Origin of the sequence: Variovorax glacialis (assembly GCF_051216375.1) — a bacterium.
Classification (GTDB): Bacteria; Pseudomonadota; Gammaproteobacteria; order Burkholderiales; family Burkholderiaceae_C; genus Variovorax.
In genome coordinates, this window is sequence record NZ_JBPJZT010000007.1 from 37,341 (window position 1) to 62,687 (window position 25,347).

Here is a 25,347-nt window from a genome sequence, read left to right on the forward strand (position 1 = left end):
GACGTTCCACACTTGGGCCATGCGCCTGTTTCCACGACGTCGACTGCCCGAGCGTGTCGACCCCGAGTTGCCTGAAGTCAGCCAGCCGATGCCTCTGGCCGAGCCGCCCGCGCGCGGACCAGCCAGCGGCATGTCGGTCCGCGAGTTGACCGAACTCGAAGCGCGCGCCCTTTGCGCGCGCGAGGGCATCCCGGTGTTCTGGCCGAAGCCCGACCGCGACAAGCGCGCCTGAGCGAGCGGAAGACGCTTTCCTAGGGCGTCAGGACCACCTTGCGGCAATCCTCTTCCTTCTGGTCGAACACCTTGTAGCCGCGCGTGGCTTCGGACAGCGGCATCCGATGGCTCACGATGACTTCGGGCTTCAGGCGGCCTTCGGCGATATGCGTCAGAAGCTCCGGCATGAAGCGCTGGACGTGCGTCTGGCCGCTCTTGATCGTGAGACCCTTCTCGAAGACATCGCCGAACAGGAAGCCGTGCAGGAAGCCGGTGTAGACGCCCGGCACGCTGATGATGCCGCCACGACGAACGGTCGCGATGCACTGGCGAAGCGCCTTGCCGCTGCTGGTCTCCAGCTTGAGCATGTTCAGCGCGGTTTCCACCGTGCTGCCCTTGGCTTCGAAACCTACCGCATCGATGACCGCGTCGACCCCACGCCGATGCGTCGATTCGATGATGATTTCGGCGGCGTCGACGTTGTCGAAATTGATGGGGATGACGCCGAAGGTGCGCCGCGCGAATTCGAGGCGATAGGCGTGGTGGTCGACCATGATGATGTCCTCCGCACCGAGCATCCGCGCGCAGGCAGCGGCCATCATCCCGACGGGACCGGCGCCGAAGATCGCCACGGTCGAGCCCTTCGTGACCTCGGCATTTAGCACGGCCTGGTAGCCGGTCGGCAGGATGTCGCTGAGAAACAGCACCTGTTCGTCCGCGAGGCCATCCGGAATCCTGATCGGGCCGGTATTGGCCTTGGGCACCCGCACGAGTTCCGCCTGGCCGCCCGGGACTCCGCCATAGGAGTGCGAGAAACCGAATAGCGCCGCGCCCGGCCGGATCCCCTTGGGGTTGAGGATGGTTCCCTGGTCCGGATTGGTGGTCTCGCACGCGGCGAAGAGCCGGGTGTTGCAGAAGTAGCAGGAGCCGCAGGCGATCACGAAAGGAACCACCACGCGGTCGCCGACGCTGAGGTCGGTCACACCGGATCCCGCCTCGACGACCTCGCCCATGAACTCATGGCCCAGGATGTCGCCCGGCAGCAGCGTGGGCACCTTGCCCCGATAGAGATGGAGATCGGAGCCGCAGATGGCCGTGGCGGTCACGCGAAGAATGATGTCGTCGGGTGCCTGCAGAACCGGGTCCTTGACCGTGTCGACGCGAACGTCCTTGCTGCCGTGATAGACGAGTGCTTTCATTGAGATCCCGGGGTTCGATTGAATTGGAGAGTCGGAGAGGCGGGAGTCGCTTCGGACTTCCTGCGGTCTATCCCTTTCCTTCTTCCGGGCTTGTGCGGTCTCGTCAGGCTTGCACGTAGGCGGCGCCCCTAGGCGACTTGATCCGATGCCCCGCCGGGGTAAAGGGCATGCGGCGGATGAGCGTGGTTCTCTCATTCGCGCGCCACATCGAAGCGCTTGTCAATGTCCCAGGACATAAGTAGAGGAACTATGGAGAGTCACTGACAGGGTTCGCGTGTGAACGCTGACCAACGTCGCGGAGCGTGCCGCCTAGCTTCCTGACATCCACCGGAATCCACCGAACGTACGTCACAAAGGCCCCATGTCCACATCCAAGCAAAACGAGAAATCGTCCAAGAAGACCGCCGCCGCGGCCGCCGCGCGCAACACCGACAGCGGTGCGGCGAACTTGCCAGCCGGCGAAGCGCTGGACGCCGCATCTCAAAAGGCGGCACAGGTGCAGGAAATGGTTGCGCAGATGCCTGCCAACGCCAACAAGGCGCTGGAGCACGGGCATGACAACGCGCTGAACCCGCCCGTGGGTGCTTCGGTGAGTCCGTCGTCTCCCGTGGCGACCGGCAGTACCTTGTCGGAAGAGATCAGCTCGGCCAAGGTCGGCAGCCTGGCGGTACCCGGCGTCAACGCAACCATCGAGCCGCTCGACCGCGTCCGCGTCGATTCCGCCGGCCAGCAATTGACGACCAACCAGGGCGTGCCGATCGCCGACAACCAGAACTCGCTGAAGGCCGGGCTGCGCGGACCCGCGCTGCTCGAGGACTTCATCCTGCGCGAGAAGATCACGCACTTCGACCACGAGCGGATTCCCGAGCGCATCGTGCACGCGCGCGGTTCGGGCGCACATGGCTTCTTCGAATGCTACGAAGGCATTCCGCAGTTCACCAAGGCCGCGCCGCTGCGTGAGGCGGGCAAGATCACACCGGTCTTCGTTCGCTTCTCGACCGTGGCGGGCGAGCGCGGCTCGAAGGACACGGCGCGCGACGTGCGCGGCTTCGCGGTCAAGTTCTACACCGACGAAGGCAACTGGGACCTGGTCGGCAACAACATGCCGGTCTTCTTCATCCAGGATGCGATCAAGTTCCCCGACCTCGTGCACGCGGTGAAGCCCGAGCCGCATCACCAGATGCCGCAGGCGGCCAGCGCGCACGATACCTTCTGGGACTTCGTCGGCCTGATGCCCGAATCGACGCACATGCTGATGTGGCAGATGTCGGACCGCGCCATCCCCCGCAGCTATCGGATGATGCAGGGCTTTGGCGTGCACACCTTCCGCCTGGTCAACGAGGCTGGCGAGTCGGTCTTCTGCAAATTCCACTGGAGTCCGGTGCTCGGTACGCATTCGCTCGTGTGGGACGAGGCGGTAAAGATCTCCGGCGCCGACCCCGACTACCACCGGCGCGATCTGTGGGAAGCCATCGAAGCGGGCGAGTTTCCGGAGTGGGAGCTTGCCGTACAGGTCTTCACCGAAGCGCAGGCCGAGGCCTTCAGCTTCGACGTGCTCGATGCCACCAAGCTCGTGCCCGAGGAACTGGTGCCGCTGACGCCCGTCGGCCGCATGGTGCTCAACCGCAATCCGGACAACTTCTTCGCCGAAACCGAGCAGGTCGCCTTCTGCACGGCGCACGTCGTGCCGGGCATCGACTTCAGCAACGACCCGTTGCTGGCGGGGCGCATCCATTCGTATGTCGACACGCAGATCACGCGCCTGGGCGGGCCGAATTTCCATGAGCTTCCGATCAATTCGCCGGTCGCGCAAGTCCACAACAACCAGCGCGACGGCATGCACCGCCAGGCCATCCATCGCGGACGGGTGTCGTACGAGCCAAATTCGCTCGCAGGTGGCTGCCCCTTCCAGGCGGGCGCGCAGGCCGGCTTCATGACCTTCCCGCAGAAGGTCGAGCAGGACAAGGTGCGCGGCAAGCCGGAGAAGTTCGCCGACCACTACACGCAGGCCACGCTGTTCTTCGAAAGCCAGACGCCCGTGGAGCAGGCGCACATCGCAGCGGCCTTCCGCTTCGAGTTGTCGAAGTGCACGGTTCCGGCCGTCCGCGAGCGAGTGGTCGCAAGCCTGCTCAACGCGTCACCGGATCTCGCGCAGAAGGTGGCCGACGGCCTGGGCATGAAGCTGCCGAACGGCTTGCCGAAGGCGCTGGCGGTGCCGACGCCGCCGGAGGTGATGAGTTCACCCGCTCTTTCATTGATGGCACGGCCGGGCGACGGGTCGGTGCGCACGCGCAAGGTGGCGCTCCTGGTCGCGGACGGGGTCGACGGCGATGCGCTGGCCGCGATCCAGAAGGCGCTGCTCGATGCCGGCGCCGTCGGACGGCTGGTCGGCCCGCGCATCGGGCCTTTCACCACCGCGTCCGGCCAGCAGATGGAAGCCGACGCTTCGATGGAAAACGAGCCGGGCTTCCTGTTCGACGCACTCGTGCTGCCGGACGGAAAGAAGGGTGTCGAAACGCTGGCCGCCGACGGGCACACGGAGGAATTCGTCAAGGATCAATTCCGCCACTGCAAGACCATCCTGGCGCTGGGTGCGTCCGGCGCCCTGCTCGATGCCGCCAAGGTGCCGCCAACGCTGCCTTCGGGCGAGCCTGATCCGGGCCTGCTGCGGCACGAGGGCGCCGACCTGCAGGCGACGATCGACGCGTTCATCGGCGCGCTGGCGAAGCATCGCCATCCCGTGCGCGACACGGATCCGCCTCGCGTCTGAGACGGTGCCATGTAGGGGAAGGGCGCCATGCCGAAGGAATTCCTCGCTCTTTGCCGGACCTCGGTCATGGCCTGGGTCGAGGACTACGCACCCAGCATGGGTGCGGCCATTTCCTACTACACCATCTTCTCGATGGCGCCCCTGCTCGTCATCGTCATTGCCATCGCAGGCAGGGTCTTCGGCCATGAGGCCGCTCAGGGGCAGGTCGTCGCGCAAATCGCCGGCCTGGTCGGGCAAGAGGGCGCCGCTGCGGTCGAAGCGCTCCTGCGCAGCGCCAGCGAACCGGGCAGGGGCTTCATCGCCGGTTCGATCAGCGTCGCCGTGCTGCTGATCGGCGCGACCACGGTCTTTGCCGAGCTGCAGAGTGCGCTGGACCGCATCTGGCATGTGCCCGAGCAGAAGAAACCAACGGGCGTGTGGGCCGTCGTCCGGGCGCGTGTCCTGTCGTTCGGGCTCATCCTGGGCCTTGCGTTCCTGCTCATGGCCTCTTTCATCGTGAGCGCCGGCGTCGCCGCGCTCGGCGGGTGGGTCGGCGGCTTGCTCCCCGGCTCCGAGCTTCTGCTGCAGGGCGTCAACGAGGTCATCTCGATCGGTGTCTTCACGCTGTTGTTCGCCATGATCTTCAAGCTGATGCCCACCGCGGACATCGCCTGGCACGACGTCTGGACGGGTGCCTTCGTCACGGCCGTCCTTTTCGAGGTCGGCAAGCTGCTGATCGGGCTCTACCTGGGCAAGAGCGGGCTGGGCGGGCCGTTTGCCGCCGCAGGTTCGTTGGTGGTGCTCATCGCGTGGGTCTATTACGCCGCGCAGATCTTCCTGCTGGGCGCGGAGTTCACCAAGGCCTATGCCGACTCGCACGGATCGTTGGCGGCTTCGAAGGCGATGGACGCCACCCTCGCGGCCAAGGCACCGCCGGAGCCCATTCCAGAGCCGCTTCCGGACTATTCAGCCATTGCGCGGACCGCAGCGGTGCAGAGCGAGGTGGATCAGCGCATTACGAGGGCGACCCGGATTCTGGGCCGGCAACTGGCAGTTCTTGCGGTGCTCACGATCGGCAACGCCTTGCTCGAGCGCCGGACCCGTCGCGAGCGGAAGATTGCGCGCCGGCGCTAGCCGTCGATATCGATCGTCGTTCAGCGCTCGTAGCCCACGAACGGGCCGAAGAAAACCATCTCTCCTTGCAGTCCTTCTGCGATCTCGTTCTGCTTGGGCAACTGGTCGATGAATTCGGGCCACGACTGTGCGACGTGCGCAGGCCACTGGCGAAGGTCGATGCGGGAGATGGGGCCCTGTGTGTCCAGGAACTCGAAACCCTGTGCAGTGAGGCGGGTGACGGCCAGCCTCGTGGCCGATTCGTCGTTGTCCGCCGTCACGTAGGCCGACACGTAGGCGCCCGCCAGCGTCTTCGGCATGCGGCCGTTCGAGCCTCTCCCTACCTTCACGTTGACCAGATACAAGCCGCGCCCCGGCGCCGGCCGTCTTGACTTGAACAAGCCAAACATCGAAATCCGCCCCAAAAAATCAGGCGATATCGTAGCGCGGGCCCTCATGCGCCTCCTCAAAGGAGTGGAGGCCAGCCGTGTTGTGCCTGAATTTAAGGTTTGGTGAGGGATTGCTTAAGCAATTCTTAGCGGCGGGCGAAGGGGTGGTTTCCTAGACTTCATTCACAGCAGGAGGGTGCACGGTGCGCTTTCCGCTGGACCGCAATGAGGACACCCGCAATGAACATCGATCAGCGCGAAATGCGCCAGGTCGCGGAGGCCGCAGCGCCCCGCGTCGATATGTACGTCGGCATCCACAAGGCGCTGCGCGCGCTGATGGCCGACAACCTGCTGGTCGTCGGACGCATGGACGTCGACGACGCACTCGAGCTTGCCCAGGTCACGCAGCGCGTGCTGGAACTGTTGGACTTCTGCCGCTCGCACCTGCAGCACGAGAACGACTTCGTGCACACCGCGATGGAAGCCCGCGCGCCCGGCGCCAGCGGCCAGATCGCGCACGAGCATGAAGAGCACGTCCAGGCGATCACCGCGCTGGCGAACCAGACCACGGCGCTGCTGCAATGCGAACCCGAGGCGCGGGCGGCGGGCGCCCTGGCGCTGTACCGCGCGCTGTCGCTGTTCATCGCCCACAACTTCGAGCACATGCACGTCGAGGAGACGGCGCACAACGCGGTGCTGTGGGCGCGCTACACCGATGCCGAATTGATCGGGATCCACAACGCGCTGGTCGCCTCGATCCCGCCGCACGAGATGATGTTCGTGGTGCGCTGGATGGTGCCCTTCATGAACCCGACGGAGCGTGCGGCGATGCTGGGCGACATGCGTGCCCATGCACCGGCGCCGGCCTTCGCGGCGGCGCTCGACGTGGTGCGCCCGCACCTGACCGAACGCGAGTGGGCCAAGCTCAGCGCGAGCCTCCAGCTCAGCCCGTGATCTCGGTGAGTGCGACCGGCCGCTCCATCCGCAGCCGGAAGCGGCCGCGTCCCGTCTTCTCGATGCGGATGTGCGGACAGTTCTCGACCAGCCGGCGCTGCAGCAGCACCAGCCGTGCCTCGAGGTTGTCCGCGAGATCGGGAAGGCGGATGGCGGGGTCCAGGCGTAGCTCGCGGTTGGTGAACTCGCTGCGGCCCTGGTCCGAGTATTCGCGCAGCAGCTTCCCGAGGATGGCGCCCGCCACGCCCTTGATCAGGTAGCTGTCGCCGATGAAGACGCTGTTGTTGGCGAGGTAATGGCGCACCGGCACCGGCGCGCCCGTGGCCGACGGCGCACCGGCCGCGACCGGCTCTTCCGCGGACGCCGCGGGTTCGTCACCGGTGCGCAGGAGCTCCAGCGCTGCCCCCAGATGGCCGGCGATGGCGACCAGCGCATCCTCGTCCTCGAAGCCGAAGCGCATGTCGTGCGGGCTCTCCACGAACAGCGCGCCCAGCAGTCGTCCGCTGGAGACGATCGGCACGGCCAGCTGGCTGTGCGGCTCCGGCAGGCCCGGGAAGCAGATCTCGGTGTCGAGCACGAGGCCGGGCTCCGTCTCCCGCATGCTGCTGCGCACCGCATGGCTGTAGCTGGCTGCATTGGTCATGTGGCTGATGCGCACCGGGGTTCGTTCGCGCGCGGCCACGCCGATGACGCCGTGTCCGATTTCGATCTCCGAGCCGACACCCGATGTCGCATACCCGCAGCTCGCCACCGTGTAGAGGCGTTGCGTCGCTGAATCCAGCATCAGCACCATGGCGTGGTGCACGTCGAGGTGGTCGTTCAGGACCGCGAGCGTGGTCTGGAGGAGTTCGTCGGTCGCGCCGCATGCCGCGAGCCGTTCGGCCGAGCGCCGCACGCCGGCGAGCAGGCCCAGGCGCGGAGGTTGCGGGGGAAGACGCTCGCCCTCGACGCTCTCGACGGCCTCGACCTCGTACACATCCGAACCGAGGAGGCGGAAGACGCCCGCCATGCCCGAGTAGGAGGCGATGCCGGCCAGTTGCGCCTTCATGCTCTCGAACAGCGGGCCGCTCGTTTCCGTGCGCAGGTAGCGCAGGTGCAGTCGGTAGTAGGCCGCGCTCGCCGGATCGATCAGCAGCACGCTGCTGTATGGGTTGGCAAGGATGTTCTGCCGCGTCTTGTTGAAGAACTGGAACGACAGCGCGACGTGCCGCTCGTCCACGTAGTTGACCTGCGAGATGTAGGCGACGTTGGGCGTTCCGTCAGCGGCGCAGGTGCACATGATGGCCGGGATCGCGCCTTCGAAGCAGGCGCGGATCTGGTGCAGCGAGACGGGCGGGGCGGCCGGAATCATGCGGTTGCCGACGCGGGCAGCGCGCTGCCTGCCTTGGGGCCGGGCGTCTGGTCGAAGGCTTCGCTGGGGTGGAAGCTGACGGCCACCAGGTTCTCGAGGCGGAACGCGAAGATCGTGCGCACGAAAGGCGCGTCGCAGCCGACGAGGTCCAGCTCGTATTCCATCGACGCGAGATAGCGTCGCAGGGCCGGCAGATCCTCTTCACCGGCCGCGCGGAGTTCAGCCTTGCGTGCCTTCACCTGAACGGTGCGGTGGCTCAGCGGCTCGCTGAAAACGACGGCGATCTGGCCGGTGGCCGCGATGTCCTGCAGGAGCTGTCGCCCCTGGCCACGCGCGAGGAAGACCGTGATCTCCGTGCCATCCGGCGCGATGCGGACCCCCATGGCGCGCATCAGGCTGGGCCGCAGGGCGGCATTGCGCGACGCGACGATGGTCGACACGCCCTTGTCGATCATCGCGATGTGCTCGGGATTCAGCAGCGGACGAGGAGGAGCGTCGGACATGGGGGCAACGGCCGGGCTTGGGAGAAGGGCATTGTGATTCAAAGCCCTTGCCGGCGCATGGAAATCGCCGCGACCCCGGCGGCGCGCCTCAGGCGTACTGGCGGATGTCCCGGGCGACTGGCGCCGTCACCCGCAGATGGCGCGTCGCGCCCGCCGTGCGCATGACCGCCGACAGCAGCGAGCGGAACCAGATGTGCGCCGGCGCCTGCTGGTTGCGTCCGTGCCAGAGCTGGTAGAAGCGCATTGGCGGAAAGTCGATGGGCGACGGCACCACCGCCAGCGGCAGCATCGCCGCGAAGTGCTGGGCGAAGTGGCGGCTGGTCGTGAAGATCAGGTCGGTGCCCGGCAGCAGGTGCGGCGCCATCGAGAAGTAGGGCACCGTGACGGTCGGCGCCCGCGACAGCCGCTGGGTCGCGAGATGCGTTTCGACCACCCCGCGCTGCAGCGTGCTGTAGAGCTGCGGCACGACGTGGGAGCCGTCCAGGTAGTCGTTGACCATGAGGCCGTTCGCGCCCGGATGGTCGCGGTCGACCAGGCAGACGACCTCGTCCTCCAGCAGGAGCGTGGTGCGAAGGTGTTCGGGCGGCTGCGGCCAGTTGCCGATGACCACGTCGAGTTCGCCTTCGGCGAGCGCGGCATCGAAGTCGTAGTCCGGGCCGAGCGGCTGCAGGAAGAGGCGCGCGCCGGGCGCGGTCGTGCGCATGTAGTGGACGACAGCGGCCATCAGCGGCGGCGCGAGATAGTCGGGCGAGCCGATGCGGAAGGTCTGGCGCGTCGTCGCGGGGTCGAAGACGTCACCGGGCGACAGCAGCGCGTCGATCTCGCCGAGCACCACGCGCACCGACGCCTCCAGTTGCAGCGCCCGCTCGGTCGGGACCATGCGCTGCTTGTCCTTGATGAGCAGCGGGTCGTCGAACACTTCCCGCAGCCGCTTGAGCGCAGTGCTGACGGCAGGCTGCGACTGGTTCAGCCGCGTGGCCGCGCGCGAGACGCTGCGCTCGCTCATCAGCATGCTGAACACACGCAACAGGTAGGTATCGAAAGGGTCGTTGGAGCGTGACATGGGCTGTCGCCGCACAGCTTTGGTGCCCCGGCGCACCGGCGACAGTCGCCAGCGGGCTCCGGGGCGGCCGTTTGCTATGCCGCTGATACGGCGCTAGCGATTGGCGTGCCATGCCGGCGTTCCTACAGTGCAGGCATCGCTTTTGCTCAAGGACAGGCATGACCACCACCCCCCACCCCACGCGCCGCGGCGCACTCCAGTTGCTCGCCGCCGGTGCCGCTTCGCTCGCACTGCCGGCCTTTGCGCAGTGGCCGGACAAGCCGATCAAGATCATCGTGACCTTTCCGGCGGGCGGCTCCAGCGACATCCTCGCGCGCGTGATGGGCGAGCAACTCACCAAGAAGCTCGGCCAGGCGGTCGTGGTCGACAACAAGCCGGGCGCGGGCGGCACCATCGGCGGCGGGCTGGTCGCGGCGTCCGCGCCGGACGGCTACACCCTCATGCTGTCGAACACCACGCCGATCGCGCTGGGGCCGTTCACGCTGGAGAAGCAGCCCTACGACCCGGTCACGGCCTTCACGCACATCGCCGCGCTCGGTTCGGCGCCGCTGGTGATCATGGCGAGCAAGCCGTCGGGCCTCACCACCTATGCCGAACTCGATGCAAAGGCGCGCAAGGACGGACGGCTGGACTTCGGCTCCGGCGGCCCTGGCTCGATCGGCCACGTCCATGGCGAGCTGATCCGCAAGGTCACGGGCGCCAACCTTGTGCACGTTCCCTACCGCGGCGGCGCGCCGATGACGACCGACCTGATCGCCAACGTGATTCCGGTCGGGATCGACGTCATCACGGCCTACGTGCCTTTCTTCAAGGGCGGCCAGCTTGTGCCGCTCGCCGTGACGGGCAGCACGCGCTCGCCGCTGATGCCGGACGTGCCGACCATCGTCGAAGTCGGCCAGCCCAAGCTGGTGCTGGAGAACTTCTTCGGCCTCAGCGGCCCGGCCAAGCTGCCGCCGGACATCGTGGCGAAGCTCAACACCGTCTGCAATGAAGTGCTGGTCATGCCCGAGGTGCAGAAGAAGCTCATCGAGTTGGCCATCGTCGCCAAGCCGGAGAGCACGGCGCGCTTCGAAGCCATCGTGAAGGAGCAGGTCGCCGTGCTCGCGCCGACGGTGAAGGGCGCCGGCATCAAGCTTTGATGTCCAATTGCTTGCATGGGATTAATCTGAAAATCAATGAATAACGTCGGTCCGTTACGGATCGTTGCTTTCCGCGATGTAGACTTCGGCCGCCCTCAATTGAGGGCGCTTTTTTTACATCCAGGGAGCATTCAAATGCAAAAAATCGATCGCGAAGCGTTGGCGAATTCAATGATCGCAGGTGGCACCGCCAAGTGCTGCAAGCCGGCGTCCTGCCCCCCGACCACGACGCCAACCCCCACGCCGACGCCGACCCCCACGCCGACGCCGACGCCTTAAACAGGAATACGGACCGCAAGGTCCGTTTTTCATGAAAGCAGGAATCGCGCGCTGGCGCCAGCGGCTGAGACTCATGCGCCATCGCTGCGCAGGCGCACTTGTGGGGCGAATCCCCTTGGGACTCTTCGGGCGAATGGTGCCGGCGGCGTGGCGGATCGCGAGTCTTTTCAGTAGCCGAGTCCGGGCCAGCGGAAATGCGCGGGTCGAAATCGGGCGAGAGGTGCTGGGGCTTTCAATACGGCAGGCTCGAGGCGCAAGCTCAATGGCATTTCGGGAAAGCCTCATTGATCGGCGTATTTATTTCGGCAGAGAAAGGTCGGCAAATGAAAAATGGCCTGATCTACAAGAAATTTCCGCTGCCCTTGCGCAAGAGATTTCGCGATTAAAAAAGGAACGCGACGGGCGTCCTGTGATTGTTTCGCCGTTTCATTACGTTTCTCAATACGCGAATATCTATGTCATCGACAAGTTGCGCGCATTGCTGGAAATTGAATCGATCGCAGTCGTTTCCGGGGTTCCCAGGAATATGTACGGTGACGACGCCGCGCAAATACCTGGGGTCAAGGTGCTCTACACATTCGGCGACGAGGATCGCAACGGCCTGGGATTGCGTGTCGCACGAGCATTGAAGCGCCACGGCGTCATCGTTCTCTTTGCCGACGTGCCGCCGTTCATGATGCATCGCTACCCGACGCAGACGGTCGGCGTCTCCATGTTCGGGCGCCCGGCGCGCATCCATAACGGCGTCTTTCGCCTCGGAGCGCCTTTCGACGCGGTGCTGCTTCCTTTCTGCCTGCGCTTCGAGCGGGGACGGTTCAGGGGCGATCTGTTCGACCCTATCCCGCTGGCCGAACCGGAAGCACCGCAGCGCCTTGCCGACTGCATCGAGATGGCGATGACCGCCAACTATGCGAACTGGCTGCCGGCGGGGCACCCGTCCATGTACGCGTTCGCACCTTCCAGATAGAGCGATCGCCTCCGCGCCCCCCAGGCGCGCGGCGCGATTCCCCACCCAGAAAAGCCGAGAGGCCCGTTGTCGGGCGGCGGCCAGTGAAATCATGAAACCAGTCGACCTCCCTCGCTTTCAGGACGTGTCCTGGCGATGGGTCTCCTACACGGCATCTATCGTCATCGTGGTCGCCGTCGCTTTCGCCTTCGTTCACGAGATCGAACTCAAGCAGGACGTGCAGGGGGAGATCGTCTCGCCCTCGGACGTCAAGATCCGCGGGCTGAGCGGCCTCGTGTCCGCGATCCATGTCCAGCCCTCCGCGAAGGTGGCGGCCGGGACGCCGCTGTTCGTGCTCGACAAGAACCTGACCCTGTCGAGCGACGGGCGCCAGCGCCCGCAGTTCGACGAGCAGATGCGCAGCACGCAGATCGGCACCATGCGGACCCAGTACGAACAGCGCAGGACCAGCCTGGCCGCCCGGCTCGAAGCCGCGCGCCTGACCCAGGCGAGCCGGCAGGCCGAAATGGCGGCCCTTGACGCGCAGGGTGCACAGAACCGCGCCCTCGTGGCCGAAGCGGAGAAAAAGTTGTCCCCGCTGAATTCGGTCTCGGATTACCTGCCCGCCGACCGGATCGAACAGGCACGCAGCGAGATGCGCCAGAGCAAGGTGGTGCTGGCACAGGGCGCGGCCCGGCGCCAGCAACTGCTAGGCGAACTGGCGGCGTCGCGGAGCACCCAGACCGAACTGGAGGTGCAGATCGAAGCGCTCGAGTCGCAGCATGCGCGCGACGTGCAGGACCTCGATGTCCGCTTTGAAGAATCGCGCCAGCGCATGACGATTTCCGCTCCCAAGGCCGGCGTCGTGACCTTTTCCAACCTCGTGCCCGGGCGCACGTTGGAGGACGGCGATGTCGCGCTGGTCATCAGGACGGCGGAGGGCGGGCCGCTGCGCGCCGCGCTGCGGATTCCGTCCCGGCGTCGCGGCTTCGTGCACGAGGGGCAGACCGTCAGGCTCAAGTTCGATGCCTTCCCCTACGAGCGCTTCGGCAGCTATGCCGCGCGCATCGATTCGATCTCGGGCACGACCGTGCAGTCGCCCGCCGCAGCTTCGGGTCCGCGCATGCCGGGAGTCGGCACCGACGGCGACGACTACATCGCCTGGGCGACGCTGGAGGGCGATACCTTCAATTTCGAGCGGCGGAAGTTCATGATCCTGTCGGGCATGCGGGCCACCGCCAGCATCGTCGTCGAGCGCCGGACCATCGCCGAATGGGTGTTCGCGCCCCTGTTTCGCGTTTTGAGGGGCTGACCGTGCGGGCCATCTACCAGAACGAAGTCGCGGAGTGCGGCTATGCCTGCCTGGCGATGGTGCTGTCGCACCTCGGGCGGGCCACGGAAGTGCGCGAGCTGTCCGCCTACCGGCCGATCTCGGCGAACGGGTTGTCGCTCATGGACCTTCACGACATGGCGGTCGACTTCGGCCTCGCCGTGCAGGCCTATCGATTCGACCCGGCGGACCTGACGGGCATCGCGCCGGGGTCGATCATCCACTACGGCGGCGCGCACTTCGTCGTCTTCGAGAAATGCCGCCGGGGGTACGTGCACATCATCGATCCGGCCACGGGCCGTCGACGGGTGGCGATGGACACCTTCGCGACCAACGTGTCGGGCTACCTGATCGAGTGCGCGCCGACGCCCGAGATGCCCCGCATCCGCGCCAGGTCCGGCGTGCCCGCGGCCCTGGCCCGGGTCCGCGCCTGCAATCCGGAGCTTCGCGGCCGGATCGCCAAGGTGCTGTTCGTGGCGCTCGGCAGCCAGTTCGCGATCCTGGCGATGCCCTATCTCGGCAATCTGGTGCTCGACCACGTCGTGGCGACCGACAACCTGAACCTGCTGAACGTGCTCGTCCTGACCTTCGCGAGCATCTTCGCGATCGGGGCGCTGAGCCAGTACGTGCAGTCCTATCTGGTCGAACTGCTGCATGGGCTGGCGCAGATCAAGGTCACCGAAGGCCTGCTCGGCCACCTGCTGCGCAATCCGATCCCATGGTTCGAGAAGCGCAACGTCGGCGACCTGTTCGCGCGCGTCAGGGCGCAGGACGAGATCAACAACTACGCGACGCGCGTGAGGATCTCGCTGTGGATCGACCTGACGGTGGCTGCGCTGGCCCTCATGCTGATGCTGATCCAGAGCTGGCTTTTGACCGCGGTGGCGCTGCTCGTCTTCATGCTGTATGTCGCCGTCTCATTTGCCTTGTTCGTCCGCATGCGCGACACGCACGCGCTCGTCATGGAAAACTCGGCGCGCTGCGACGACGCGCTGATCGAAACGATCCGCGCCGCGTCGCTGATCAAGCTGTCGCAGGGCGAGACGCGCCGTACCTCCATCTTCATGACGAAGTACACGGCCTTCATGGCCTCGGTGCTGCAGAGCAGCCGGCTCGCCAGCTTCCGCGACGGCATCCTGAAGCTGCTCGACTACGGGGACATGATCCTCATCACCTGGCTGGCGGCGCAACTGATGCTGGGCGGCACCATTTCGGTGGGGGTGTTCTATTCGTTCCTGATCTACAAGACCGTGCTGTCGGAACGGCTCGCGCGTTCCATCAATGCGGCCTTCGCCTACTTCATGCTGAGCGTGCCGGTGGGCCGGGTCGACGACATCGTCAAGTGCGAGCCCGAACGCTACACATCGCTGGGCGACACCCACAAGACCGTCGAGGTGCGCGACTTCGGCGGGATCGAGATGCGCGACCTGGGCTTCCGCTACGGCGTGTCCGACCAACCCGTGCTGCGAGGCGCGAGCCTCGACATCCGCAAGGGCGACAAGATCGTCATCACCGGGCCTTCGGGCAGCGGCAAGTCGACGCTCTTCAAGCTGCTCGCGGCCGCTGAGCCGCTGCAGGAAGGGCAGATCACGCTCAACGGCATCGCCTGGTCGAATCTCGCGGTCGACGAGATCCGTCGCCATGCCGTGCACATGCGCCAGGGCGACATGATCCTGCACGGCTCGATCACCGACAACATCTGCCTGTTCGAGGGCAACCCGGACGAGGCGCGCATCCATGCACTGCTCGACGCGGTCGGCCTGCTCGACGACATCATGAAGCTGCCGATGCGCACGCGAACCATCGTCAGCGAGACGATGGCCAACGTCTCGGCGGGCCAGCGGCAGCGCCTGCTGCTGGCGCGGGCGCTGTACCAGAAGCGGGAACTGCTGCTGCTGGACGAACCGACCTCCAACCTCGATCCCGCGACCGTTCGCCGCATCGCCGCATTGCTGCGCAGCCTGGACCGCACCGTGGTCGTCATCACGCACGACATGTTCCTCGCGTCGTGCTTCGACCACCGCTACCGGTTGACCGGGGGACGGCTCGAGCGCGAGACGGTGGACGGCCATGTCGATACCGGCAGCATTGTCCCCAGCCATGCATAGGCGCGGCATCGGCGTCCTGCTCGGCTGCTTCGTGCACGCGGGCATGGCGCACGCGGTCGACCTGATGACGGTGGTGGAGCAGGCCACCGCCCACGACGCGGACCTGGCGCAGGCCCGCGCAGGCTACGAAGCCGCGAAGCAGGCCGTGCCCCAGGCGCGCGCCGCACTGCTGCCGCGCATCGACGGCGGCTGGGGGCGCGGCCACAACCGCATCGATGCGGGCGACGCGCCGGCCACGAGCTACTGGCAGAACGGGTGGACCGTCAATCTCTCGCAGCCGCTGTTCGACTGGACCCGATGGCGCAACTACCAGCAGGCGGACTGGATCACCGCACGTGGCGCCGTCGAGTGGGCCGATGCACGGCAATCGACGATCCTGCGTGCGGCGCGCACGTACTTCGAAGTCCTCGCCGCCGAGGACGAACTCGAGCGCGCGTCGGCCTACCAGGCGGAGATCGCCTCGCACCTCGAGATCCTGCGGCGCAAGCGCAGTGCGGGTGAAGCCACGCTGACCGACCTGCGCGAGGCCGAGGCGATGAGCGAACAGGCGCGGCTGCAGCAGACGGAGGCCCGCAACGCGCTCGAACTGCAGCGCCGGGCGATCGAGCAGATGACCGGCCAGACCTTCACCCGGCTTTCGCGACTGCCCGACACCGCCGCGCGGCCTAAGCTGGAGCCGAGGGACGTGGACAGTTGGGTGGCGCAGGCACGCGAGAAAGCCTACCCGGTGCAACTGAAGCAGATCGAGTGGCAGATCGCGAAGCTCGAGGTCAGCAAGGCGAAGGGCGAGCACTATCCATCCGTGAACCTGACCGCGAGCCACATGCCGGCCTCGGCCGCGTCCGGCTTTGCGCAGGCGACGAAGACCACGACGGTCATGCTGTCGGTGAGCGTTCCGTTGTTCGCGGGCGGCGGGATTCAGGCGAAGGTGAAGGAATCGGTCGCGCTGGAGGACAAGGCGCAAAGCGGCCTGGTGTCGGCGGCGCGACAGGCTGAAGCATCAACGCGCGACGATTTCTCGCGCTTCCAGTGGGCGCTCGACCGCCTCGATTCGCTGACGCGACTGGTGCAGGTTTCGCGCGAAGCCCTCGCCGCGACGAAGATCGGCTACGACGTCGGGACGCGCACCCATGCAGATGTGCTGCGCGCCTTCGATGCCTTGCGCGTGAGCCAGCGCGACCGGATGCGCGCGCAGTACGAAATCCTCACGACGCTGTTGCAGCTCAAGGCGCAGACAGGGACGCTCAACGTCGGGGAAGTGGCGCGGCTCAACGCGATGCTGGTTTCCGAAGCGTCCATTGCAATGGCGCCGCAGCCGAAGCAACGCACCGAAGTGCGACCTTCGACGCCGCCGCTGCCGACACCGCCAGCGTTACCGCCACCGCTGCCTGCACCTCCTCCGCGCAAGTCGCTGCAGGCGGACCTCGCGCCCACCCCGGCCCGCGCTCCAGAGGCCAAGCCGGACGGTCCCGCCTTGGTGACGTGGATCGCCGACAGCTGACCCGCAGCGTCAGCAACGCAGGCGCTTGCGCGGCCGGTCTCGCGGGAAGATGATCGCGCGTGGTCCGGCGGTGCCGGATCCTCGAACACCAGGAGATCTTGATGGCGCAACATTCATGCCTCGATCCCGCCCGCCGCAGCCTGCTTCTCGCGGGTAGCGCGTGGGTCGTTCTCACGGCGCTGCAGCCGGGCAGCGCACTGGCGCAGGCCGCCCCCGGCATGCGCATCGGCATCATCGGCGCGGGCCGCATCGGCGGGACCATCGGCGGGCTGTGGGTCAAGGCAGGCCACCCGGTGATGTTCTCGTCGCGACATCCCGAAGAGCTCAAGGATCTGGTTGCGGGGCTCGGTCCGCTCGCCAGCGCCGGCACCGTGGAACAGGCCATCGCCTTCGGCGATGCGCTGTTCATCGCCGTGCCCTACGGTGCGCTGCCGCAGATCGGCAAGGACTACGGCAGCGCGCTCAAGGGCAAGGTCATGCTGGACGCCTGCAACGCGGTGGCGTCGCGCGACGGCAGCGTGGCCGACGAAGTGGAGCAGGAGGGCATCGGCGTCGTCTCGCAGAAGTACCTCGGCGGCGCGCGTCTGGTGCGTGCGTTCAACACCATGTCCTACACGATCTTCGCGCGCGAGGCCAACCGGCCCGCACCGCGGCTGGCGATACCGATTGCCGGCGACGATCCCGAGGCCGTCAAGGTGGCGGCGGGCCTCGTGCGGGATGCCGGATTCGATCCGGTGGTGGTCGGCAAGCTGGCCGATGCACGGCGATTCCAGCGCGGCGGGCCGGGCTACGGCCAGTCGGTGACTGCGGCCGAACTCAAGCAGAAGCTCTCGCTGGCGCCATGACGGCGGCGCAACGCTGGCTGCGGCGGGCGGTTCCCGCAACGCCGCAAGAGCTGGCGGCCGCGCTGTGGTCCTTCGGCTATTTCTTCGCGCTGCTTGCGGGGTACTACGTGCTGCGCCCGTTGCGCGACCAGATGGGCATCGCGGGTGGCACGCGGGCGCTGCCATGGCTCTTCACGGCCACCTTCGTGACGCTGCTCGTCGCGCAGCCGCTCTACGGTGCGCTGGTGGCGCGCCTGACGCGGGCACGGTTCATTCCCATCGTCTATCACTTCTTCGTCGTCAACCTGGCCGTGTTCTGGGTGCTGCTGGCGATGGGCATCGAGCCGGTGATCGTGGCGCGCGTGTTCTTCGTGTGGGTCAGCGTCTTCAACCTGTTCGCCGTCGCGGTGTTCTGGTCCTTCATGGCCGATCTCTTCACCAGCGAGCAGGGCAAGCGGTTGTTCGGCTTCATCGGCGCGGGCGGCACGGCGGGCGCGCTGCTGGGGCCGGTCATCACCATCGCGCTGTCGGTGCCGTTGGGGCCGCACAACCTGCTGATCGCCGCCATCCTGTTCCTCGAGATCGCGGTGTACTGCGCACACCGGCTCGAACGAAGCGCGGGCGTGAATCCCGGCCAGCGACGCGACGAGACGCGCGTGGGCGGCAGCGCGTTCGCGGGGCTCTGGGGCCTGTTCCGGTCACCGTACCTGCTCGGCGTTGCCGCGTGGGTGAGCCTCCTGTCCTTCGGCGCGACGATCCTCTACTTCGCGCAGGCCAACGTGGTGTCGGCCACCGTGCAGGGCGCGGGCGCCCAGACGCGCATCTTCGCGAGCATCGACCTGGCCGTGGGCCTCCTCACGCTGGCCACGCAGGTGTTCGCCACCGGCCGTTTCCTCCAGCGCTTCGGCACCGGCGTGGCGGCGGGAGCGTTGCCGGCCATCTACGTCGTCGGCTTCGTCGCGCTGGCGTTGGCGCCGAGCCTGGCGGTGGTCGTCGCGTTCCAGGTGGCGCAGCGATGGATGAACTTCGCCATCGCCAATCCGGCACGGCAGGTGTTCTTCACTGTCATGGATCGCGAGCAGAAGTACAAGGCCAAGAACCTCATCGACGTGGTGATCTACCGGGGCTCCGATGCGCTCTACGGTTGGGTGTACGACGTGCTGCATGCGGTCGGGCTCAAGATCGGCGCCATTGCCCTGTGCGCGGTGCCGGTGGTGCTTGCGTGGCTGATCCTGTCGGCGGCGTTGGGGCGCACCCAAGAGCGGCGGGCCTCGCTCGACGCTTCCGACGGTGTCCAATCGGAGGCATGAGCAGCATGAATCACTTCCAGCCGGTCGCACTCGCGCATGCGAGCCGCCTCGTCAATCATGGTCCGACCGTCCTGGTGACAAGCTCGGACGGCACCCGTCGCAACATCATGGCAGCAGCCTGGTCGATGCCGGTCGAATTCACGCCGCCGCGAATTGCCGTGGTCATCGACAAGAACACGCTCACGCGCGAACTGGTCGCGGCGAGCGGAGCATTCGCGATCTGCATTCCAGGCGCGGCCCTGGTCGACCTGACCTATGCGGTAGGAAGCGCGAGCGGCCGCGAGTACGACAAGTTCGAGCATCACCGGATCGATGCCAGGCCCAGTCCCGGCCTGGGCATGCCGGTGCTGGAGGCCGGATGCGCGGCATGGCTCGAATGCCGGTTGATCCCGGAGCCGCACACCGAAGCGGCGTACGACACCTGCTTCGGCGAAGTCGTCGGCGCCGCGGCGGATGCCCGGATCTTCGCGGGCGGCCATTGGTCCTTCCGCGAGGACAACGCCGATCTTCAGACCATCCACCATCTCGGCGCCGGGAACTTCGTACGTGCCGGTGGCGTGCTCCGCGCCCGGCCGCGGGACCCGGGCACCGCGACGGCGTCGCCGTGAGCCTGCGTCAGCGCACGCGCGTGTACGTTCCCTTGGGAAGGCACTTGCTGGCGCCGGTGACCTTCAATTCGTTGAACTGAAAGTCCGACTTGATCGTGTAGTCCTTGCCGGCGTGCGAATGGCTCGCATGGGTACGCGGGTGAAACTTCTTGTCGGGACAGAGGCTCGACACGAATTCATTGCCCAGGCGGCCGCCCGCGCGCCATTCGATTCTGGTGTTGCCGTTCACATACGTGCCTTCGAAGTCATCCTCCGCCAACGCGGCGACGGGGCCGGTTGCAAGGACGATCGATGCGAGGAACTGCGCGAAGCAAGTGCGGTGGTGTCGTGTCATCTGGTTTCGTTCTCGATGGCTGCCCGGACGCCCTAGAAACTGAAGTCGATGGCCTTGGGCCCGCCGCCGACCGTCACGGCTTGCGACTTGGTCTTGCCCGAGGCCTGCGCGTCGACGGTGTAGCTTCCGTCCGGCAGCTTGATCAGGCAGACCGGTCCGGTCGAGGGAACCGTCAGGACGCTGGCGCCCTTGCCATCCTTGACCGTCACCGTGACCGAGGCCATGTACTCGCCGCCGGCCGTCGCGAAGAGCAGGGAGAGCGGATAGTCTTTCCGGGCGGCGAGCATCGCCTTGGAGGATGCTTCCCCGATGCCGCCGCAAGTGAAGCTTGCGGCGCCCTGGGTCTGGAGGGGTGGAATGGCGGGCAGGTTCTGAGCCAGCAAAGGTGTCGCCAGGCATGAAAGCGACATGGCTGCGGCTCGGACGGTCGAAGACAGGAGCGGCATACGGATCTCCTTGGACGGCAACTGGCCAATCCGGCCATTCTCCCGGAGAGGGAAGGGCCTCGCCATCCCGGCGCGCACCTAGCTCACGTACGTAGGGGCGCGGAAGCCTGAACCATCGGCTCAAAGTTGCGCAGACAGCAACGAGGCGACTTTCTCCATCGCCTTTTCGGTCCAGGGCCGCGCATGCCATTCCTCGCGGGTGATGCGTCGCGATCGCTGGAGGTCCGCCACGAACTGGGCGGTTTGCATTGCCGCGAACTTTTCATCGTAGATGTTGAGGTTCGCCTCGTCGTTCAGGCGGAACGAGCGGTTGTCGAAGTTGGTCGAGCCGACCGACACCAGCAGACCGTCGACGGTGAAGACCTTGCAGTGGAACATGGTCGGCTGGTATTCGCTGATCTCGGCGCCGGCATCCAGCAGCGGGCCCCATGCGGCACGCGAAGCGCCGCGCACGGTCTGCGAATCGATGATGGGGCCGGGCACGATGATGCGCACCCGCACGCCGCGCTGCATGGCGGCAACCAGCGCACCGACCGTCAGGTCGTCCGGCACGAAGTACGCGCTGGAGAGATCGATGCTCTTCGTCGCTGCGGCGATGGAGAGCAGGTACATCAGGTGCATGCTCTCGCTGCCTCCCGAAGGCGAACTGCTGAACATCTGCGCCCGCCCTTCGCCCGTTCCGGTGATCGCAGGAAAGTAGCGCTCGCCGTGCAGCACGTCGCCCGCCACCTTGATCCAGTTGTCCATGAAGACGGCCTGCATCTGCGCGACCACCGGCCCTTCGACCTTGTAGTGGGAATCGCGCCAGTGATCCGCATCCTGGGCGTCGCCTGTCCATGCGGGCGCGATACCGACGCCGCCCGTGAAGCCGATGCGGCCGTCGACCACCAGCAGCTTGCGGTGCGTGCGGTTGTTCATGCGCGTGATGTCGTACCAGTCCGGCTTGTGGAACTTGCGGATCTCCACGCCCGCAGCTTCCATTTCCTTCACGAACTCCGCGTCGACCTTCGCGCTGCCCACCCAATCGAGCAGCACGTGCACCTTGACGCCGGCGCGCGAGCGCTCGGCCAGGGCGTCCGCGAATGCACGCCCGATGTCGCCGGACCAGTAGATGTAGGTCTCGAACGTGATGCTCTTCCTGGCGCCGCGGATCGCGGCCAGCATGGGAGGAAAAATCTGGTCGCCGTTGTAGAGCGCCTCGAACCGGTTGCCTTCCGTGATGGGCGGCCCGAGCATGACGCCGAGGGCACGCTGGTACTGCGCATCGTGCAGGGCGTATTCACGCTTCACTTGTTCATCGAGCTTCTTCTCGCCGCCGCTGAGGGTGAGTGCGAAGAGCGTCGCGACCACGGACAGGATGAGTGTCCAGGCGATGACTTTGACGGTGCGGCTTCGAGGCAGATTCATGAGTGAACGAGTGTGTACTTTCCATGACCGAGTTGCCGCGCCGTGCGGCGGTGAAGGTGGGTAGGACGGGGCCGCGAGACGCTGTATGAATCGGCGGAGTTGCTCCTCGTGACGACGTCGTTCCGGAGACAGATCCGCCCCGGTCCGCCTCCTATACTGCGGCCGGCCCTGTGCCGCTTCAGGCGGGCGAGGGCCGCAACGCTTTCAATCCGGAGACTGATACTTGATGCATAACAAGCTACGACTTTGCGCCGCTGCAGCCCTGCTGTGTGCCGCTTCCTACGCGGGGGCCCAGACGCCGGCCCCGATGCCGCCCCTGACCCCCGAGCAGCAGCGCTTCCACGACATCTACAAGGAACTCGTCGAGATCAACACCACCCATCTGTCGGGCAACAACACCGAGGCGGCGCAGGCCATGCGCAAGCATCTGCTGGATGCGGGCTTCAAGGCCGACGAGATCCAGCTCTTCGAGCCCTATCCCAACAAGGGCAACCTGGTGCTTCGATTCAAGGGTACGGGAGGCAAGAAGCCGCTGCTGCTGCTGGCCCACATCGACGTGGTCGAGGCCCGGCGCGCGGACTGGAAGACCGATCCGTTCAAGCTCAAGGAAGACGACGGCTACTTCACCGCGCGCGGTTCGTCCGACGACAAGGCCATGGCGGCTTCCTTCGTCTCGATCCTGAGCCAGCTGAAGCGCGAGGGTTTCAAGCCCACCCGCGACATCGTGCTCGCGCTCACGGCCGACGAGGAACTCGGCGACGTGCCGACCAACGGCGCCTTCTGGCTCGTGAACAACCAGCGCGCGCTGCTCGATGCGGAGTACGGCATCAACGAAGGCGGCGGTGGGCAGCTCAACAACGGCAAGCCGGTGCTCAACCGCATGCAGGTGGCCGAGAAGATGTACACCACCTACAAGCTCGAAGTGCGCGACGTCGGTGGCCACAGTTCGTTGCCGACGCCGGCGAATCCGATCTACGAACTGAGCGCGGCCCTCGACCGACTCGGCGCGTATCGCTTTCCGGTGAAGCTGGCCGAAGTCACGCGCAGCTACTTCGACAAGAGCGCGCAGTTCGAGACCGGGCAGATGGCGGAGGACATGCGCGCCGTCGCATCCGGCAAGCCGGACGAGGCCGCGATCGACCGCCTGTCGCGCTCGGCGCTCTACAACGCCACGCTGCGCACGACCTGCGTCGCGACGCAGCTCCTGGCCGGCCATGCGGAGAACGCGCTGCCGCAGTCGGCGAAAGCAACCATCAACTGCCGCATCCTTCCGCACGACGATCCCGCCGAGGTCGACGCCGCGCTGCGCAAGGTGCTGGGCAGCGAGCGCATCAAGATCGAGCAGACCAATCCGCCGCTGAAGAGCCCGCCTTCGCCGTTGCGCCCCGATGTCATGCAGGTCGTGGATTCGATCACGCAGCAGATGTGGCCCGGCATCCCCGTCGTGCCGACCATGAGCACTGGCGCGACCGACAGCCGCTTCATGCGCAACATCGGCATTCCGATGTACGGCGTGTCGGGCATCTTCTCCGAGCCCAGCGATGCGCGTGCCCACGGGCTGGACGAGCGCGTCGCCATCCCGAGGCTCTATGACGGGCGCGAGTTCATGTACCGGATGGTCAAGCAGCTCTCGCAGTAGAGGCGCGAAGGGTGCGGCCCGCCGCACCCGCTCGCATCAGTTTTCGAGCGTGAGCAGCGGCACGTCGCGCTCGCGCGCCATGGTGTCGAGTTCGGCGCGGGTGCGTGCGCCGATCCAGCGCGCGATCGCTTCGTGCGTTTCGGGGGCGATCATGTCCGCCGCCGCGACGCCGGCGGCTTCGCAAAGGCGTGCCGCGAAGTGCGGCTCCAGGGCTGCGACCGCCACGCGGCCATCGACGCAAGGGTAGACCCGGTAGCCCGCGTGTGCGCCCCCGACCGCCCCCGTGGGCGTCGTCAGGCCCCAGGTGCGCGGCAGCGCGAGCCAGTTGGCGGCGGCGTTGAGTGCAACTTCGAGGTAGATGCCCGATTTGTCGGCCGCGGCGGAACGCAGCGCGGCCTGCAACACGGCTTCGCTCGCGAGCAAGGCGCCGCCCATGTCCGCGTACAGCGTGGGCGGCAGGGCAGTCCCCGCGATCAGGCCGCTTTCCGCCAGATAGGTGAGGTCATGGCCAGGCTCCTCGGCGCGCTCGCCGGGCGCGCCGACGATCGCGACCTGGGACAGCGCCGGATGCCGCGCATTCAGCGCCTCCCACCCGAGGCCCAGCTTGGCCAGCGCCGACGGCCGGAAGGAGGTCAGCAGCACATCCGTCCCCGCAAGTGCACGGTGCAGATCGTCCTGGCCGACCTCGGTCTTGAGGTCGGCGACCTCGATGGTCACGCCTTCGTGCAGCGCGGCGTACGCCGTCCGGTTGTAGTGGGCCATCGGGTCGCCCGATGGCGGTTCGAGCTTGGTGCACGTGGCGCCCATGGCCCGGCAGCGCATCAGGGCGGCAGGTCCGGGCAGGTTGAGCGCCAGGCTCAGCACCCGCACGCCGGCGAGCGGGGAGAAGGCGGCGGAGGGCAGGGATGTGGAAGTCGGCATGGGTCGGATCCTCGGCGGTGTCACCTTTGGAGCTTACTTGCTTGCGTCCGGCGCTCTACGATGTGGCTTGCACTCTGTTCCAACGTAGATAAGGAGACCCGCATGTACCAATCCGATCTCATGGCCGGCCAGCGCATCCTGGTGACCGGCGGCGGCACCGGCCTCGGCCGCGCGATGGCCGAACGCTTCCTGGGGCTGGGCGCCGATGTGGCGATCTGCGGCCGCCGGCAGAGCGTCTGCGAGGAGACCGCCGCCACGTGGCGCACGCAGTTTCCGGGACGCCGCATCGACACCTTCGGCGTCGACATCCGCAACGCGCAGGCGGTGGACGAGATGGTTGAAAGCCTCTTCGAATCGGGCGGCCTGACCGGGCTCATCAACAACGCGGCGGGCAACTTCGTCTCGCCGACCGAGGCGCTGTCGCCGCGGGCCTTCGATGCGGTTGCGAACATCGTGTTCCACGGCAGCTTCTATGTGACGCAGGCTGTCGGCAAGCGCTGGGTGGCCGAAGCCAAGGAAGGCAAGTGGAAGGCGGGCGACCCCTACCGCAGCGTGATGAGCATCATCGTGACCTGGGTCGACAACGGAAGCCCCTACGTCGTGCCTTCGGCGATGAGCAAGGCGGGCATCGAGGTGATGACCAAGTCGCTGGCGGTCGAGTGGGCGCGCTATGGCATCCGGCTCAACGCCGTGGGGCCGGGCGAGATCCCGACCGAAGGCATGAGCAAGCGCCTGAATCCGGGCGAGGAGCCCGGCGCACGCAGCAAGGCGACCAACCCGATGGCGCGCACCGGCCTGATGAGCGAACTGCAGAACCTGGCCGCATTCCTGATGGCGCGCGGCCAGTGCGACTGGCTCACGGGCCAGAGCATCATGATGGACGGCGGCAGCGCACTGGCGACCGGCGGCAACTTCTACGAGCTGCGGCAGTGGAGCGATGCGGACTGGCTGGCCGCGCGCGAGCGCATCGAGGCGCAGAACCAGAAGGACAAGGCGCAGCGCTAGCGCCTGCCGCAAAGCC

23 protein-coding genes are annotated in these 25,347 nt (G+C 66.6%); 14 read left to right on the plus strand and 9 right to left on the minus strand.

Annotation, left to right across the window (positions count from 1 at the left end):
- Window positions 1-19 precede the first annotated feature (19 nt).
- On the plus strand, window positions 20-232 hold the full coding sequence (locus ACSFBL_RS19290; RefSeq protein ID WP_435517418.1) for a hypothetical protein: 213 nt from the start codon (window positions 20-22) through the stop codon (window positions 230-232).
- 19 nt (window positions 233-251) lie between these two features.
- On the opposite strand, the gene ACSFBL_RS19295 is transcribed toward ACSFBL_RS19290, so the two are convergent.
- Window positions 252-1,412 carry a zinc-dependent alcohol dehydrogenase gene (locus ACSFBL_RS19295; protein WP_435517419.1) on the minus strand — a complete coding sequence of 387 codons (1,161 nt, stop codon included), beginning with the start codon at window positions 1,410-1,412 and terminating at the stop codon, window positions 252-254.
- Window positions 1,413-1,773: 361 nt separating this feature from the next.
- Between ACSFBL_RS19295 and ACSFBL_RS19300 the strand changes: the two genes are divergently transcribed.
- Window positions 1,774-4,182: a catalase gene (locus tag ACSFBL_RS19300; protein WP_435517420.1), complete on the plus strand. Its 2,409-nt coding sequence runs from the start codon at window positions 1,774-1,776 to the stop codon at window positions 4,180-4,182.
- 27 nt (window positions 4,183-4,209) lie between these two features.
- Entirely contained in the window at window positions 4,210-5,295 is a 1,086-nt protein-coding gene (locus tag ACSFBL_RS19305; RefSeq protein WP_435517421.1) for a YihY/virulence factor BrkB family protein, read from the plus strand.
- A 20-nt stretch (window positions 5,296-5,315) separates the two neighbouring features.
- Here the strand turns inward: ACSFBL_RS19305 and ACSFBL_RS19310 are convergent, their stop codons facing one another.
- On the minus strand, window positions 5,316-5,594 hold the full coding sequence (locus ACSFBL_RS19310) for a hypothetical protein (protein WP_435517422.1): 279 nt from the start codon (window positions 5,592-5,594) through the stop codon (window positions 5,316-5,318).
- A 309-nt stretch (window positions 5,595-5,903) separates the two neighbouring features.
- Between ACSFBL_RS19310 and ACSFBL_RS19315 the strand changes: the two genes are divergently transcribed.
- A complete protein-coding gene (locus tag ACSFBL_RS19315) occupies window positions 5,904-6,617 on the plus strand; it encodes a hemerythrin domain-containing protein (RefSeq protein ID WP_435517423.1) in 714 nt (237 codons plus the stop codon).
- On the opposite strand, the gene ACSFBL_RS19320 is transcribed toward ACSFBL_RS19315, so the two are convergent.
- The 3 genes from ACSFBL_RS19320 to ACSFBL_RS19330 form a co-directional block, all read right to left on the minus strand.
- Window positions 6,607-7,968: a GAF domain-containing protein gene (locus ACSFBL_RS19320; protein WP_435517424.1), complete on the minus strand. Its 1,362-nt coding sequence runs from the start codon at window positions 7,966-7,968 to the stop codon at window positions 6,607-6,609. The genes ACSFBL_RS19315 and ACSFBL_RS19320 overlap by 11 nt on opposite strands.
- Entirely contained in the window at window positions 7,965-8,471 is a 507-nt protein-coding gene (locus ACSFBL_RS19325; protein WP_435517425.1) for a hypothetical protein, read from the minus strand. Before ACSFBL_RS19325 ends, ACSFBL_RS19320 begins: the two co-directional genes overlap by 4 nt.
- Window positions 8,472-8,559: 88 nt before the next feature.
- Window positions 8,560-9,534, minus strand: a complete 975-nt coding sequence (locus ACSFBL_RS19330) for a LysR family transcriptional regulator (protein ID WP_435517426.1) — start codon at window positions 9,532-9,534, stop codon at window positions 8,560-8,562.
- A gap of 158 nt (window positions 9,535-9,692) precedes the next feature.
- Here ACSFBL_RS19330 and ACSFBL_RS19335 point away from each other — a divergent pair, with 158 nt between their 5' ends.
- From ACSFBL_RS19335 to ACSFBL_RS19370, 8 genes are all read left to right on the plus strand, one after another.
- Complete coding sequence (locus ACSFBL_RS19335) at window positions 9,693-10,673, plus strand: Bug family tripartite tricarboxylate transporter substrate binding protein (protein WP_435517427.1); 981 nt, start codon at window positions 9,693-9,695, stop codon at window positions 10,671-10,673.
- Between the two features lie 310 nt (window positions 10,674-10,983).
- The gene (locus ACSFBL_RS19340; protein ID WP_435517428.1) at window positions 10,984-11,919 is read left to right on the plus strand and encodes a lysophospholipid acyltransferase family protein; all 936 of its coding nucleotides are present in this window, start codon (window positions 10,984-10,986) and stop codon (window positions 11,917-11,919) included.
- A gap of 91 nt (window positions 11,920-12,010) precedes the next feature.
- Complete coding sequence (locus ACSFBL_RS19345) at window positions 12,011-13,210, plus strand: beta-barrel domain-containing protein (protein ID WP_435517429.1); 1,200 nt, start codon at window positions 12,011-12,013, stop codon at window positions 13,208-13,210.
- A gap of 2 nt (window positions 13,211-13,212) precedes the next feature.
- A complete protein-coding gene (locus ACSFBL_RS19350; RefSeq protein WP_435517430.1) occupies window positions 13,213-15,336 on the plus strand; it encodes a peptidase domain-containing ABC transporter in 2,124 nt (707 codons plus the stop codon).
- Window positions 15,329-16,837 (plus strand): TolC family outer membrane protein, encoded by a 1,509-nt coding sequence (locus ACSFBL_RS19355; protein ID WP_435517431.1) that lies wholly within the window; start codon window positions 15,329-15,331, stop codon window positions 16,835-16,837. The genes ACSFBL_RS19350 and ACSFBL_RS19355 overlap by 8 nt, the downstream gene beginning before the upstream one ends.
- A 101-nt stretch (window positions 16,838-16,938) precedes the next feature.
- Window positions 16,939-17,682, plus strand: a complete 744-nt coding sequence (locus ACSFBL_RS19360; RefSeq protein ID WP_435517432.1) for an NADPH-dependent F420 reductase — start codon at window positions 16,939-16,941, stop codon at window positions 17,680-17,682.
- Window positions 17,679-18,971, plus strand: coding sequence for an NTP/NDP exchange transporter (locus ACSFBL_RS19365; protein WP_435517433.1), 1,293 nt, complete (start codon window positions 17,679-17,681; stop codon window positions 18,969-18,971). The genes ACSFBL_RS19360 and ACSFBL_RS19365 overlap by 4 nt, the downstream gene beginning before the upstream one ends.
- Before the next feature lie 5 nt (window positions 18,972-18,976).
- Complete coding sequence (locus ACSFBL_RS19370) at window positions 18,977-19,579, plus strand: flavin reductase family protein (protein ID WP_435517752.1); 603 nt, start codon at window positions 18,977-18,979, stop codon at window positions 19,577-19,579.
- Between the two features lie 7 nt (window positions 19,580-19,586).
- Here ACSFBL_RS19370 and ACSFBL_RS19375 read toward each other — a convergent pair whose 3' ends face one another.
- The 3 genes from ACSFBL_RS19375 to ACSFBL_RS19385 all read right to left on the minus strand — a co-directional run bounded on the left by ACSFBL_RS19375 (window position 19,587) and on the right by ACSFBL_RS19385 (window position 21,766).
- Window positions 19,587-19,913 carry a hypothetical protein gene (locus ACSFBL_RS19375; protein ID WP_435517434.1) on the minus strand — a complete coding sequence of 109 codons (327 nt, stop codon included), beginning with the start codon at window positions 19,911-19,913 and terminating at the stop codon, window positions 19,587-19,589.
- Between the two features lie 32 nt (window positions 19,914-19,945).
- A complete protein-coding gene (locus ACSFBL_RS19380; protein ID WP_435517435.1) occupies window positions 19,946-20,359 on the minus strand; it encodes a carboxypeptidase regulatory-like domain-containing protein in 414 nt (137 codons plus the stop codon).
- A gap of 120 nt (window positions 20,360-20,479) precedes the next feature.
- Window positions 20,480-21,766: a phospholipase D-like domain-containing protein gene (locus ACSFBL_RS19385; RefSeq protein WP_435517436.1), complete on the minus strand. Its 1,287-nt coding sequence runs from the start codon at window positions 21,764-21,766 to the stop codon at window positions 20,480-20,482.
- A gap of 226 nt (window positions 21,767-21,992) precedes the next feature.
- Between ACSFBL_RS19385 and ACSFBL_RS19390 the strand changes: the two genes are divergently transcribed.
- The gene (locus ACSFBL_RS19390; RefSeq protein WP_435517437.1) at window positions 21,993-23,405 is read left to right on the plus strand and encodes a M20/M25/M40 family metallo-hydrolase; all 1,413 of its coding nucleotides are present in this window, start codon (window positions 21,993-21,995) and stop codon (window positions 23,403-23,405) included.
- A gap of 36 nt (window positions 23,406-23,441) precedes the next feature.
- On the opposite strand, the gene ACSFBL_RS19395 is transcribed toward ACSFBL_RS19390, so the two are convergent.
- Window positions 23,442-24,326 carry a CoA transferase gene (locus tag ACSFBL_RS19395; protein WP_435517438.1) on the minus strand — a complete coding sequence of 295 codons (885 nt, stop codon included), beginning with the start codon at window positions 24,324-24,326 and terminating at the stop codon, window positions 23,442-23,444.
- Between the two features lie 102 nt (window positions 24,327-24,428).
- Here ACSFBL_RS19395 and ACSFBL_RS19400 point away from each other — a divergent pair, with 102 nt between their 5' ends.
- Entirely contained in the window at window positions 24,429-25,331 is a 903-nt protein-coding gene (locus ACSFBL_RS19400) for an SDR family oxidoreductase (RefSeq protein WP_435517439.1), read from the plus strand.
- The last annotated feature ends 16 nt before the right edge of the window (window positions 25,332-25,347 follow it).